We start from the raw sequence: 13,374 nt of genomic DNA on the forward strand, positions 1-13,374 counted from the left end.
CACCCGCCCTCAGCGGTATCCCCCGCGGCTGCGCCGCCGCCCCCGGTCGGGGGCTGGGTACCATGGGCGGAGCAGCCGGAAAGGCAGGGCGGGGAAGGTACCGCACGGTCTAGCGGAGTCCCCCATCCGGCCCTGCGGGCCACCTTCCCCGATGGGGAAGGGCGTACCACGACGCCCGACGGAAACCGGGAGGCTGGGAGGTACCGCATGGTTTAGAGGAGTCCCCCCTCTGTCGCCTGCGGCGACAGCTCCCCCGATGGGGGAGCGAGCCCGCCCTGTCCCGGACGGACCGGCAGGCCGCCGCAAAAGAACAGCCCCGACAGAGGCAGAAACAGGGCCTCAGAGCCGCCTGCCGGCCGAAATGAAGGTGACAACACCTTTCCATCAAAACCAAACACAAAGCCCCGTCTCCGGTCAGGAGACGGGGCTTTGCTTGCTATGGGGAAGGTAAGATTCTTATATGGATGGCCTGCATCACCAGAACCAATACCTCTTCTTTACCACGATATACACCACCACAATGGCCAGCAGGGCCACGCCTGCGGCGATCATTGCGTAGATGTTTACGTGGACGAACGTCAATGTGTCGTTGGTCAGCAGATAACGACCCGCCGTGTCAGTGGTGACCACGCTGTCGGAATAGCTGTTCAGGTACTGCCACTGGTCAGTGGCGGTATTGTACAGGTACAGGCGGCCGTAGCTGGCGTTTTCACCGGTCATGGTCACGCTGACGGTGCAGGGCATGGCGCTGCCGTCGTTCAGGGTGAACTCCAGGCCGTTCTCCTCGGTGCTGGGGGTGAACACCACTGCGGTGTTGATGGTGTTCTGGGTGTTCCGGATATCGGTGCCCTTGATGGTCAGGATATAGCCCTCGCCGGTGATGTTCATGGTCTTGCCGGTACGGCGGAGCGCGTTGAGCATCTCGGAGGTGATGAGGGGGATATCCGCCTGGTTCAGGTTCACAACCTCAATCTGGGCATCGTTGATCTGCTGAATAATGGGATCATCTGAGACGGTTTCGCCGCTGGATACGCCCCCTTCATCGGTTTCGGAGCCCGAACTGCTGGAGCTGCTGGATGCGCCGCCCCGGTTGACAATGACCGTCACCATGCTGGAGGAATCCCCGTTGGAGACGATGATGGAGGTGGAACCGGTGCCCACCGCCGTGACGGTGCCGCTGCCGGTTACGGTGGCCACGCTCTTGTCACTGGAGCGGAAGGTCAGGCCCTGGGGCGCGGTGGAAGGGGTCACGCTGCCGGTGATCTGGGCGGTTTCGCCGGGCTTGAGAACCAGATAGTTGGTGTTCAGGTGGATGCCGTCGGTGGGGATATAGACCTTCACGTTGATGGTGCGGACGATATCGCCGCAGGTGACGGTGATGGTGGCGCTGCCCTTGCCCACAGCCGTGACACGGCCGAAGTTGTTGACGCTGGCCACCGCCTCATTGGAGGAGGTGAAGGTCACGGTGGCGGTGGCGGCGGCCGAACTGGGGCTCACCGACACCGAAATGGTGGCGGTATCGCCCAGGGCGATCTCCTCGGAGGAAATGGCCGCATCCATATCCGAAACCACCGTGGAGGGATCGGGTACAACGTTGATGTCGTAGTAGATGGTCACCCCGCCGGCGGTGGCCGAAACGCGGGTGGTGCCCACCGATGCAGCGCCGATCAGGCCGTCCTGGCCCACCTGGACAATGCTGATGTCCTCGGAGGCAAAGACCACGTCCTTGTCGGTGGCATTCTCGGGCATGACCGTGGGTTTCAGCTGCTGGGTGGTGCCCACCACCATCTCGGCGTCGTATTCGCCGGGCTCAATGCTCTCGACCTCCACCCGCTGAAACGGCCATTTGATGGAGGGCAAACTTACTGCGGCGGCAGGCATGGCCGCGCTGACTGTCAGGGCAGTCAGCAGCAGAATGGCCGACAGCCGTTTTGCAAAAAACTTCATGTTATACCTCGTTGCGGGCAGATTTAGGCAGCCAAACCGGGAGAGACCCGCTCTGCCCGCGGACCGGTGCCGGCGGGCAAAACCACCTACAGGGGGAATTTTCGGCGAGGGGGAGGACGGTTTGGGTCCTTCACCGCTCGCCGGAAATGCATGACATGGAATCGTACCGGATCAGCGCACCAGGACACCCAGAGCCTCCAGCGCATACTGGAAGTAGGTGACCTCGTCGTACTGGACGCGGGCGGTGACGCTCATACCGTTGGACAGGTCCACCTGGTCGCCGCTCTTGCTGATCAGGTAGGTGCTGTCGGGGCGGACGGTCACCTTGTAGAAGGAGGTGCCGTTGGAGGAGGTCACGTCGCTGTCGATGGCGGTGACGGTGCCGGTCAGGGTGCCGTAGGCGGTCTGGGCCAGGCCGGTGATGGCGATGGTGCAGGGGTCGCCCACCTCAATCAGGGGACGGTCGCTGAGGCCGGCATAGGCCACGATCTCATAGTCCGAGTTCTCGCTGGCGACGGTGGCCAGGACCGAGCCCGCCGACAGAACCATGCCCACGCTGTAGGGAGTGTCCATATGGATGACGCCGGAGGTGGGCGCGTAGATGTAGTAATCGTTGGCGCCGGTGCTCAGGGCATCCAGCTGGGACTGCAGGTTCTCGATGTTGGCCTGCACGTTGCTGACGTTCTGGGCCGCAGACTGCAGGGCCGAGTAGTAGATCTGCTCCAGCTCGCTCTGGTTCTGCTCCATCAGGGACTGGATCTGCGCCTCGGTGTAGCCGGCGGCGCGGTAGGCCGACGAGTCAAAGGTGTGCTGGGCAACCTGGCTCTGGTAGTTCTCGTACTGATAGTAGTAGGTCTGGTCGGCCGGGTCGCTCTCACTGAAATAGTTGGTGTTGTCCTGGATGGACTGAATCAGCTTGTTGTACTGGGCCAGCTGGGTCTGGTAGATGGCCATCTGGTTTTCCAGCTGACTCTGCTGGATATCCAGGTCGGTGCTCTTGACGTGGGCAATCAGGTCGCCCTGCTCCACGTAGCTGCCCTCCGAGATATTCAGCTCGGTGATCTGGCCTGAATAAGAGGACATAATATAGGTCTTGTTGGCCGACTGGACGGTGCCCGACAGCTGGGCGATATAGATGCGGGGGGTCACGGTACTCCAGGCCACAAGGCCGATCATCAGCGCCGCCACAATCAGGATCAGAGCGTACCCGTAGGGGGGCAGCTTCTTCTCCATCATAATCCGGCGGTCCTGCAGATCGTACAGATTGGTGACACGAATGTTGGTCATAGGGTTATTCCTTTTCCATAAAGACGTCGACAACGCCTTCATCGTCGTCCTGATTGACAAAAATGCTGTACACGCTGCCCGAGAGCTGGATGTCATGCTCAAAAGCATAGATGTTCAGCTTCTGGGCGGCCAGGTCGTTGCGGTTCATGGGGCCCATAAAGCGGGCGTACAGGCAATCTTTCACCCGCAGGACGGCGTCCATGTGGTACTGGGGGTCCAGGCGGGGAATCATCTGGTTGGCCTGGCGCAGCAGATACATCTGGGGCTCCGGATTGGGGCCCTTGGTGACCATAATGTGCTGCACCAGCGGTCCGATGGGCTGGGCGTTGTGGCTGCGGACGAAGTTCTCCATCTGGGTCACAATCAGATTGATGTTGGCAAACTCCTCGGGCATGATGCGGCGGCTGAGCACGTTGGTGAGCTTGAGGGTTTTGCTTTCACTTACTTGAATTTCATGCATAATGATTCACCTGTTTTATTGTAGTGTATTGCCCCTGCACTTCGTCCCTCTGGCCGCACAGGCCGCGCCCGTCCGCCGCAAAGGGGGCGGGGCAGGGGCCATGCGGGGCGCAGCAGGCAAAAGCCGGCCGTGACCTTGGTTTGCTTAAATCGCTCACAGTCCGCTTTTGCCTGTCGCATCCACTGGGATGGAACAGACAAGTTTCAGGGAAAAATTGGGTTGCAAAAAAATAAGGTGCGCCAGGAGGGACTTGCCTCCTGGCACACCATAACGAGGCATTTTGATCTGCCCCAACCCCGTGGGGCGGGGTCAGACTAAAATACACTTGCAATCGAGATTAGAGCTGAATTAGACTTTAGGCCTTAGTAGCAGTGGTAACATTCTCGACATGCTCCACAGCTGCAGAAGTAGTGCCCAGGGTGTAGATGGTAGCGAGACCACCGACAACCTGCATAGCGCCATTCAGGAAAGTCATGTTAGCCAGCTTGTCGCCGATGGCGTTAGAAACACCACCGAAAACGTAATTGGTACCGAAAGCGGTGCCAAGAACGGTGCTGATAAAGCTCTTCATGAAGCTGTTGCCAACAATCTTGATGACGTTAGTGCTGAAAGTCTTCCAGTTTTCGCTGGTCATGACAGCGGGCAGAACGTTAGCGATCACGCCGCCGCCAGTGACATAAGTCAGCTCATCCTCTGCAATTACTGCGTAATTTGCAGGAAAGGTCATGATGAACCACCTTTCTTAAGTTAGAATGAATACTGACTTAGAACTTAGGCGATGGTGAAGGACTGAACGTTAGCGGTGTGCTCGGTCTTAGCGTCGCCGGTGCCCAGGGTGTAGATAACAGCCAGGCCGCCCAGGGTGCCCATGATCTTGTTCAGGACAGAAGCATCGCTGGTGTAGTAGCCAGAGATCTCGCCGTCCTTGCCGAACATGGAAGCGCCGTCCAGCCACTTGCCGCCGAACATAACGCCCAGAGTAGCGTTGATGACGGGCTTCATGAAGCTGTTGCCAACGATCTTGATCAGGTTGGTGTTGAAGGTCTTCCAGTTGCCCTCGTTCATGATGGGGGCGAAGCAGTCGATCAGAGCGCCGCCGTTAACGTAGGTCATTTCGTTCTCTGCGATAACAGAGTAGTTTGCAGGCATCATCATAATGAATTACTCCCTTCAAATGATTGAAACGAAAAAATGTGTCGATTGCCGGTCGGTTGCGCAACCGTCCGGAAACCATTTATGTAACCAGGTGCGCACCTGGTTGCACCATCAATAGGTTATCGAGTCGTCATCATCCTCATCATCCGAGGCGGAGACTGTCTCAACAACCGGCTTGGGCTCTTCGCGCTTGCGGAAGATACCCTGCTGCAGGTTCCACAGAGCGTAATACTTGCCCTGCTTTGCCATCAGCTCATCGTGGGTGCCGCGCTCTGCAATGTGGCCTTCGTCCATGACGATAATCTCGTCACAGCCGCGCACAGTGGAAAGGCGGTGGGCGACAATCAGCATCGAGCGATCGGCCAGCTGGTTATAGATCATGTCAAAAATGGCATTTTCTGTTGCAAAGTCGAGGTTGCTCGTGGATTCGTCCAAAATATAGAGGTTTGAGTTCTTCAGGAACGCACGGGCCAACGCAATGCGCTGCTTCTCACCGCCCGACAGGCCGTTGCCGGCTTCTTCCAGGTAGGTGTAATACTGCAGCGGCAGTTTGCGGATAAAGTCGTGTGCATCCGCCTTCTTGGCTGCCTCCTTGACTTCATCCACCGTCGCGTCAGGGCGCGAAATGCGGATATTGTCAAGAATGGTCTTGCTGAAAAGCTCAATGTTCTGCGGGACATAGGAGATAGCGCGGCGGACCGAGTCATTGGTATACTCGTCCAGGTTCACGCCATTCACCCGGATCTCACCCGATTCCGGCTCATAATACTTGAGCAGCATCTTGGTGATGGTGGATTTGCCGCTGCCCGACGAACCGACCAGCGCCACCTTCTTCCCTGCGGGAATGGTGAAGGACACGTGATCCAGTGCGGGGGTGCGGTTGCCGTAGCGGAAAGTCACATCGCGGAATTCGATGTCGCCTTCCATCCGTTCGAGATCGGTGTGTTCCTGATCGTCGGACTGCTCGGCCTCATAGTCCATGATCTCAGTCAGACGCTTCATGGAAATGGAGGCTTCCTGGATCTGGAGCTGAAGATTGACAAGGTTGCTGACCGGGCTGGTAAAATAGCTGGACAGGGTACTGAACGCCATAAACGAACCCAGGGTCATATCTCCCTGCAGGACCTGCGAGATGCCGACGTAGGTGGTCAGCATGCTGAAGCCCGTGGAGATCAGAGTGGTAATCAGCGTCTGGGTGGTGGAGAGTTTGCTGGACCGGATGCTGATTTTCAGGCTCTTGATATATTCCCGTTCCAGCCGCTCCAGCTCGTTGTCCTCACCTGCGTTGCACTTGATGGTCTCGATGCCGCGCAGGCCCTCGATCATCTGGCTGTTCAGGATGGACGCCTGCTGCATCGTCTCTTCGTTGATCTTTTTGTAGGGACGCTTATACACCAGCACCAGCAGGATGCTGACCAGCGTCATGAACAAAGCGATGGAGAAGAGGGTAGCGTTCATCTTGAACAAGATGACGCCGGTGATGACAGCCATCGAGATATCCATAATCAAACTCAGCGCAACGCTGGTGAAGATGGATTTGATGGTGTTTGCGTCGGAGTAACGGGTGGTGATATCACCGGTCTTGCGTGTGGCGAAGAACTTCATGGGCAGCTTGTAGATGTGCCCAAAGTAGCCCAGCATCATCGGGATATCAATTTTAATGGACAGATGGACCAGAATCCACTGCCGCACGAAGGTGACAAGTGCAGAGGTTATGTTGACGACGCTGAACACCAGAACCAGTGTCAGCAGCAGGTTTTGCAGCCCGTAGGGGAGCACCTCGTCCATCAGGATCTTGTTGAAGAGGGAAGAGGCAATACCCAGGATGGTCAACAGAACCGAACTGAGAATCGCGTAGGCGAACAGCTTCTTCTGCGGCCAGAGAAGATTCACATACCGTTTGAAGATGCTGCCCTGTTCAACCTTGCCCGGCTGGAAATCAGCGGTGGGGTTGAGCAGCAGAAGAACGCCGGTAAAGTTCTTGTAGAACTCGTCGAGGGTCATCTTTTTCAGCTCGGTGGCCGGATCACCCACGACAACGTACTCTTTGTTCTTGTACTTTTTGCCGGTCTTTTCGGCTTCCTCCTTGGCGGAGTTCACATCCAGCATATGCTTGCGGCGTGCACCCTCGTCAGGGATGGTTGTCTTTTTGAATACGACCACAAAGTGGGTCAAACCCTGGTCGGTAATCTCCTGCGCAATGCAGGGAAGAGAAAAATCACTTAAGAAGTTCTCGCGATCAACCCGAACGGCAGCTGAGGTGAACCCCAGTTCGTTGGCAGCTTTCTGCAAGCCTACGAGGTTGGTGCCCTTCAGGTCTGTGCCCATCATGTCACGCAGCCGCGTGATCGTGATTTCCTTTTTGTAATGGAGGCACACCATTGCGAGGCAGGCAGCCGCGCAGTCTGTGGTGTCGTGCTGCCGCACATAAGTATAGCGCATAGATGGTTCCTTTACAAGAGATTCGCCCGGCGAACGCCATGGTCTCTTCACAATGTATTTTTATTTTGTTCACACGGGACTATGGACACATTCTATCATATTCTGCCCGAATTCACAAGAGGAAAATTGCTCCATCCTGTACGAATGTAGGTCAAAACACGGCTTTTCAGGCCCGCCCGGCATGAAACAAAAGGAGAAAACCCCTATAGCAGCACGCAGTCCTCTGCTTTGCCCTGCCCTGCGGAGAAACAGGACAAAGCAGAGGTCAGCTGCTATCAAAAGAAGGGAGCGCCTACCCTTTGATCAAGGTGCTGCGGCTTTAAGGCGCCTGCCGGCTCTTAAAGCTCATGTGTAGTTTACCACAATGCGACAGCTTCTTCAAGGGGCCAATGTTAAATTCAAGGAAAAAAACAGTGTTGTTTACGCCAAAAATCGGCCGTTAAATTGTACGGAATATACAAAAAATGGCACAGATCCTGCGATCTGTGCCCGAAGCGCCTCTTGCCTGACTCGAACAGGCGACACCCTGATTAACAGTCAGGTGCTCTAACCGACTGAGCTAAAGAGGCATATCAAAGTTTGCAAGCGATATTATAGCGCAACCGAAAGGATTTTGCAAGGGGTTTTGTGAAAAAAGATGATTTGTCCTGCGGGAAGGGGGCCGGCCGGGCGAAAAGGAGCCGTTTTTCTGGTTCGCCGCTTTTCCCGGCCGGGGAGCGGTATGCTGGATGTCAGGGGCGATGCACCGTGAAAGTTTTGTACATAGACGAATTGCTCTTGACCAATTTTGCCGCAGCGGCGGCCTTTCTGCTGGCGGCGGGGCTGCTGGCGGGGGTCCGCTGCAGCGGGCCGCGGCTGGTGGCGGGGGCGGCCCTGGGGGCGGTCAGCTGCCTGGTGCTGCTGGCGCCGCCCATGGGGTTTGGGCCGGCCCTTCTCTATAAGATAGGGACCGGCGCGGGGGCGGTGGCTCTGGCCTACGGCTGTCCCGGGGTGCGGGTGTTTCTGCGGCTGGGCGGGTGGTTTCTGGCTTTGAACCTGCTGCTCACCGGGGCGGCGGCGCTGGCGCCCCAGGCCCACACCGCCAACCTCACCGCCTATATGGACATCACGCCGGGGCGGCTTCTGGCCGGGACGGCGGCGGTGTACCTGGCGGTGCGGGCCCTGCTGAGCTTTCTGGGCCGGCCGGGCCAGGCGGCGGTGCCCGCCGTGCTGGAACTGGGAAACGCCCGGGTGAAGGTGACCGCCTTCTACGACAGCGGTTTCACCCTGGCCGACCCGGTGGCGGAACGGCCGGTGGTGCTGGTGCGGTACGATGCCGTCCGCACGGCCCTGCCCGAGGCCCACCGGGCCTGTCTGGACGCCGTCTTTGCCGGGACGGGGGAGCCGCCCGACCCGGCCCTGGGGATGCGGTATCTGGTCTGCGGCACCATCGCGGGGCGGACCCTTCTGCCCGCCCTGCCCGCCGCGGCCCTGATCCGTCAGGCCGGGGGCCGCACCTGGAGCCAGACGGGGCTGCTGGCGGCTTTCTGCCCGGGGGGCGCCGAGGAGGGCTGGACCCTCCTGCTGGGGTCGGACCTGGCGGGCCGGATGGGATTATCCTGAGAACTAAGGGGGACATCGGAATGCTGAAATGGATTCTCAAAGCGTGGCAGAGGCTGTGGGCCCGGGCGGGAGCCTGGGGCGCGGTCCACTATCTGACGGGCGGGCCCAGCCTGCCGCCGCCCCTGACCCCCGAGGAGGAAAAGGAGCTGCTGGGTCGGATGGCTGCCGGCGACCCGGCCGCCCGGGATGAACTCATCACCCACAATCTGCGGCTGGTGGTGTACCTGTCCAAAAAGTTTGAGTCCAGCGGGGTGCCGTCGGAGGATCTGGTGTCCATCGGGACCATCGGCCTCATCAAGGCGGTGAATACCTTTACCATGGAGCGGAACATCAAGCTGGCCACCTACGCCAGCCGGTGCATCGGCAACGAGATTCTGATGTACCTGCGCAAAACCTCCAACCGCCGCCAGGAGGCCAGCATCGACGAGCCCCTCAACGTGGACAGCGACGGCAACGAGCTTTTGCTGTCCGACGTGCTGGGCACCGACGAAAACCAGGTGGGCCAGCGGCTGGAACAGGATGCCGAGCGGGCGGTATTGCGCCGGTCGGTGGAGCGCCTCAGCGCCCGGGAACGGCAGATTATGGAGCTGCGGTTCGGGCTGGTGGACGGGGTGGAGCGGACCCAGAAGGAGGCCGCCGACGCCATCGGCATCAGCCAGAGCTATATTTCCCGGCTGGAAAAGCGGATCATCCGGGACCTGCGCCGCCAGCTCGAACAGGAGTAAGTGAGCGCGGTTTTCCACCCTTTATGGCATATCCTGTGAAAAAACGTGGAATGATTTGACAGGCCGCCCCCTGCATGAGCCGCAGGCAGGGCGGCCATACTTCCGGTAACACAAAGACCGGGAGGCACAGGATGTACAACAAGGTGGAGCTGTGCGGCGTCAATACCGCCGAGCTGCCCGTTTTGACCGAGGCGGAAAAACGTACCCTCCTCACCGCGGCCCGGGCCGGCGATCAGGCCGCCCGACGCCGGATGATCGAGGGAAATCTGCGGCTGGTGCTGAGCGTGGTACAGAAGTTTTCCCAGCGGAGCGAAAACCTGGACGATTTGTTTCAGGTGGGGTGTATCGGCCTCATCAAGGCCATCGACCATTTCGACCCCGGGCTGGATGTCCGGTTTTCGACCTATGGGGTGCCCATGATTGTGGGAGAGATCCGGCGGTTTCTGCGGGACAACAATGCCCTGCGGGTGAGCCGCTCCCTGCGGGATACCGCCTATCGGGCCATGCAGGCCCGGGAACAGCTGGAAAAACAGCTGGGCCGGGAGCCCACCATGAAGGAAATTTGCGACACGGTGGGCCTGTCCCGGCGGGAGGTGACGGCGGCGCTGGAGTCGGTGGTGGAGCCGGTGAGCCTGGAGGAACCGGTGTACAGCGACGGCGGCGACGCCATGTATATGATGGACCAGGTGCGGGACACCGACGGAGAGGACAGCTGGATCAGCGGGCTGGAGTTTCGCCAGACGGTGCAGGGCCTGTCCGACCGGGAACGCAAAATCATGGAGCTGCGCTACTTTCTTGGCAAAACCCAGATGGAGGTGGCCAAAGAAATCGGTATCAGTCAGGCCCAGGTGAGCCGGCTGGAAAAGAGCGCGCTGCAGCAGTTCCGCAAGATGGGGGAATCCTCCTGAACGGAATCCGAAAGCAGAAGCTGCCGCATGGGCCCAAAACCCGTGCGGCAGCTTTTCAGTGTCCGGCCTGCCCGGCGTGGTGCAGGCGGCTGTATTTTTCCCGCGTGGCGGCCCCGCCCCGCAGATGGCGCTCGGCCTTGTTGCGGGCCAGGATGGCCTTGACCTGTTCAAAAAGGCCGGGGCTGACCTCCCGCAGGCGGAACGCCACGTCCTTGTGGACCGTGGATTTGCTGAAGCCAAAGGCGGCCGCGGCCGCCCGCACGGTGGCGCTGTGCTGCACAATGTATTCTCCCAGCAAAACGGCCCGCTGTTCCGGGTCACCTTTCATACCGATCCCTCCGTTCACCTTTCTAAAAGGTATGAGGGACCCGGGAAGAATATGTACAGGCCGGGGGGGATTATGCATCGGTGGAGGCGAAGTAGGCCCCTGCCATCATGATGGCCAGAGCGATCAGGAAGACCTGGGTGAAGGCCTCCTGCAGGATGAGGCGGGACAGCAGCACCCCGATGAAGGGGGCCACCGCATAATAGGCGCTGGTCTTGGCGGCGCCCAGACGGCGCTGGGCGTAGACGTAAAAGAAGATGCTGAGGCCATAGGCCACAAAACCCAGCACCAGCACCACCGGCAGAACCTGCAGCGGGGGCAGGGGCTCTCCCACTGCCAGGGCCAGGACCAGAGACCCCAGACCCGAGCCGAAGCCCTTGATGACCACGATTTCCAGCGGGTCGCTGGCCGACATCATCCGGGTGCAGTTGTTCTCAAAGCCCCAGCAGATGCAGGCCGCCAGCACGAACAGGGAACCAAAGGAAAAATCCAGGCTGGCGGCGTCCTCAAAGGACAGAATCATGCTGGACAGGGTGATCAGACCGATGGCCAGCCACAGCCGGCGGCTGATCTTCTCCCGAAAGACCATCAGGGCGATGAGGGCGGTGGCCACAATCTCGAAGTTGTTCAGCAGGGAGGCGTTGGCCGAGGTGGTGCGGGTCAGGCCCACCATGAGGCAGATGGGAGCGGCGATGTCCAGCAGCACCATCCCCACGGTATAGGGCAGGTCCCGGCGGGTGAGATGGTTTTCATGGGGAAGGGCTTTCACGCCCCGGCGCACCATCCCCAGCCCGAACATGCCGATGCCCGCCCCCAGATACAGCAGCCCCGCCATCATGGTGGGGGCCACATCCTGGAGCAGCAGTTTGGACACCGGGGTGCTGATGGCGTAGAGGGCGGCGGCCAGCAGGGCCCACACAATGGAGCGGATGTTTTGGGAAGCTGTGTTGTCCATTGCCCATCGCCTCACTTTACAAACTGGTCGATGGCGGCGGACAGGTCCTCTAGGACCTGCTGGTCGCCGGTGCGGACCGCATCCGTCACGCAGTGGCTGATGTGATCCTGTAAAATGATCTTGCCCACATTGTTGACGGCCGACCGTACCGCGGCAATCTGAATCAGGACTTCGCTGCAGTCCCGGCCCTCTTCCACCATCCGCTTGATGGATTCCAGGTGGCCGATGGCCCGGGACAGCCGGTCCAGAACCTGTTTGGTCTCGGTGTGGTGGTGGGGTGCAGAATGTTCCATAACGATTCCTCCAATCTATCCCCCCTGGGGGGATATGCCCAGCATAGCACAAAAGCCCTGCCGGTGCAACCCGGCGGGGCGGTTTTCTCTGGCAAAAGCGGCGGTTTTCTGGTATGATAGAGAAAAACCAAGGGAGAAAAGGGGCGTTTTGATGGGATTATGGATTGATGACGGCCTCCATGGGGCAGAAGGGGAAATTGTCTCCTTCCTGCTGGCGGGCCAGTCCAACATAGCGGGCCGGGGAGACCTGACGGCGGAGAACGCCGTCACCGCGCCCGACTGTCTGATGCTGCGGATGGGGCGCTGGCAGGCCATGAGCGAGCCGGTGAACGTGGACCGCGGGGTGCTGGAAGGGTCCAGCCCCCGCAGCGGGGCCTGTCTGGCGGCCAGCTTTGCGGCGGCCTTCCCCAAAGAAGGGCGGAAGGTGGGCCTGATCCCCTGCGCCGACGGGGGCACCACCATCGCCCAGTGGCAGCCGGGGGAGATCCTCTTTGACCATGCGGTGTTCCAGGCCCGGCTGGCCATGCGCACCTCCCGGCTGGGGGCCATCCTGTGGCACCAGGGGGAGAGCGACTGTCTGGCCCCCGAACAGCTGGAAGCCTATCCCGAACAGTTCCTCCGCACCATGGAGGGGTTCCGGGCCCAGCTGGGGGACCTGCCCATCCTGGTGGGGGAGCTGGGCTACCCCGAACACGGCTTCACCGGCACCCCCGCTCCGCTGCTGCGGGAGTTCAACCGCCGTCTGCCCGACCTGGCGGCCCGGATTCCCGGCTGCCGGGTGATTTCGGCCCAGGGCCTCACCTGCCGGGGAGACGGCCTCCATTTTGATACGCCCTCCCTGCGGACCTTTGGCCTGCGGTATCTGGAGGGCTACCAGGCCCTCGCCGCCCGCTGAGAAAACTGCACAGCACCCAAAAACGCCTCCTGCACCGGTGGACTGAACCAGTAAAAACGGACAATAGACAAAACGCCCCCTGTGTAGGAAAATAAACCTATACAGGGGGTGTTCGTATGTCCAGACAAAAATACACACATATCCAAGTGAAAGAGGAAGAAATTCTAGCCTTGCGAGAGGCAGGAGCGACCCGGCAAGAGATCGCGAATCAATTGGGATTAAGCAAGGTACAAATCAAGAATTGGATCAACCGATATAACCGCAAACAGGCCAAACTGGAAGCAGGAATTTTTCCCAAACCAAAAGGACGTCCGAGAAAAGTTGCTGAACCTGGAGATATAATCGCCGAGCAAGCCTATGAGATCCAGCGGTTGAAGATG

The 13,374-nt window shown here is 59.6% G+C and carries 14 protein-coding genes and 1 tRNA gene; 5 read left to right on the forward strand and 10 right to left on the reverse strand.

The genetic code is table 11. The annotated features are described in order from the left end of the window. Window positions 1-474: 474 nt before the first annotated feature. The 7 genes from B5E67_RS14405 to B5E67_RS14435 all read right to left on the reverse strand — a co-directional run bounded on the left by B5E67_RS14405 (window position 475) and on the right by B5E67_RS14435 (window position 7,860). Window positions 475-1,947: an Ig-like domain-containing protein gene (locus tag B5E67_RS14405; RefSeq protein ID WP_087385813.1), complete on the reverse strand. Its 1,473-nt coding sequence runs from the start codon at window positions 1,945-1,947 to the stop codon at window positions 475-477. Window positions 1,948-2,118: 171 nt separating this feature from the next. Continuing rightward, on the reverse strand, window positions 2,119-3,234 hold the full coding sequence (locus B5E67_RS14410) for an HlyD family efflux transporter periplasmic adaptor subunit (protein ID WP_087247320.1): 1,116 nt from the start codon (window positions 3,232-3,234) through the stop codon (window positions 2,119-2,121). Window positions 3,235-3,238: 4 nt separating this feature from the next. Further along, window positions 3,239-3,694, reverse strand: coding sequence for a hypothetical protein (locus tag B5E67_RS14415; protein ID WP_087364740.1), 456 nt, complete (start codon window positions 3,692-3,694; stop codon window positions 3,239-3,241). Window positions 3,695-4,049: 355 nt separating this feature from the next. Further along, window positions 4,050-4,421 carry a hypothetical protein gene (locus tag B5E67_RS14420; protein WP_087385814.1) on the reverse strand — a complete coding sequence of 124 codons (372 nt, stop codon included), beginning with the start codon at window positions 4,419-4,421 and terminating at the stop codon, window positions 4,050-4,052. A 44-nt stretch (window positions 4,422-4,465) separates the two neighbouring features. Then, window positions 4,466-4,849: a hypothetical protein gene (locus tag B5E67_RS14425; protein WP_087385815.1), complete on the reverse strand. Its 384-nt coding sequence runs from the start codon at window positions 4,847-4,849 to the stop codon at window positions 4,466-4,468. Window positions 4,850-4,960: 111 nt separating this feature from the next. Continuing rightward, window positions 4,961-7,291: a peptidase domain-containing ABC transporter gene (locus tag B5E67_RS14430; protein WP_087385816.1), complete on the reverse strand. Its 2,331-nt coding sequence runs from the start codon at window positions 7,289-7,291 to the stop codon at window positions 4,961-4,963. A 495-nt stretch (window positions 7,292-7,786) separates the two neighbouring features. Next, window positions 7,787-7,860, reverse strand: a tRNA-Asn gene (locus B5E67_RS14435). A gap of 178 nt (window positions 7,861-8,038) precedes the next feature. Between B5E67_RS14435 and B5E67_RS14440 the strand changes: the two genes are divergently transcribed. The 3 genes from B5E67_RS14440 to sigG all read left to right on the forward strand — a co-directional run bounded on the left by B5E67_RS14440 (window position 8,039) and on the right by sigG (window position 10,526). Beyond that, complete coding sequence (locus B5E67_RS14440; protein WP_087385817.1) at window positions 8,039-8,893, forward strand: sigma-E processing peptidase SpoIIGA; 855 nt, start codon at window positions 8,039-8,041, stop codon at window positions 8,891-8,893. Between the two features lie 20 nt (window positions 8,894-8,913). Further along, window positions 8,914-9,618: a sigma-70 family RNA polymerase sigma factor gene (locus B5E67_RS14445; protein WP_087385818.1), complete on the forward strand. Its 705-nt coding sequence runs from the start codon at window positions 8,914-8,916 to the stop codon at window positions 9,616-9,618. A 131-nt stretch (window positions 9,619-9,749) separates the two neighbouring features. Continuing rightward, a complete protein-coding gene (gene sigG, locus B5E67_RS14450) occupies window positions 9,750-10,526 on the forward strand; it encodes an RNA polymerase sporulation sigma factor SigG (protein ID WP_087364730.1) in 777 nt (258 codons plus the stop codon). Window positions 10,527-10,581: 55 nt separating this feature from the next. Here sigG and B5E67_RS14455 read toward each other — a convergent pair whose 3' ends face one another. The 3 genes from B5E67_RS14455 to B5E67_RS14465 all read right to left on the reverse strand — a co-directional run bounded on the left by B5E67_RS14455 (window position 10,582) and on the right by B5E67_RS14465 (window position 12,099). Continuing rightward, window positions 10,582-10,854 (reverse strand): sporulation transcriptional regulator SpoIIID, encoded by a 273-nt coding sequence (locus B5E67_RS14455; protein WP_087247305.1) that lies wholly within the window; start codon window positions 10,852-10,854, stop codon window positions 10,582-10,584. A 70-nt stretch (window positions 10,855-10,924) separates the two neighbouring features. After that, the gene (locus tag B5E67_RS14460) at window positions 10,925-11,806 is read right to left on the reverse strand and encodes a DMT family transporter (RefSeq protein ID WP_087385819.1); all 882 of its coding nucleotides are present in this window, start codon (window positions 11,804-11,806) and stop codon (window positions 10,925-10,927) included. A gap of 11 nt (window positions 11,807-11,817) precedes the next feature. Continuing rightward, window positions 11,818-12,099 (reverse strand): metal-sensing transcriptional repressor, encoded by a 282-nt coding sequence (locus B5E67_RS14465; RefSeq protein ID WP_087385820.1) that lies wholly within the window; start codon window positions 12,097-12,099, stop codon window positions 11,818-11,820. A 151-nt stretch (window positions 12,100-12,250) separates the two neighbouring features. Between B5E67_RS14465 and B5E67_RS14470 the strand changes: the two genes are divergently transcribed. After that, window positions 12,251-12,994 carry a sialate O-acetylesterase gene (locus tag B5E67_RS14470; protein ID WP_158098909.1) on the forward strand — a complete coding sequence of 248 codons (744 nt, stop codon included), beginning with the start codon at window positions 12,251-12,253 and terminating at the stop codon, window positions 12,992-12,994. Between the two features lie 116 nt (window positions 12,995-13,110). Further along, a partial coding sequence (locus B5E67_RS14475) for a helix-turn-helix domain-containing protein (protein WP_087385822.1) occupies window positions 13,111-13,374 on the forward strand: 264 nt, incomplete at its 3' end.

Source organism: Faecalibacterium sp. An122, assembly GCF_002160895.1.
In the GTDB taxonomy this organism is placed as follows: domain Bacteria; phylum Bacillota; class Clostridia; order Oscillospirales; family Ruminococcaceae; genus Faecalibacterium.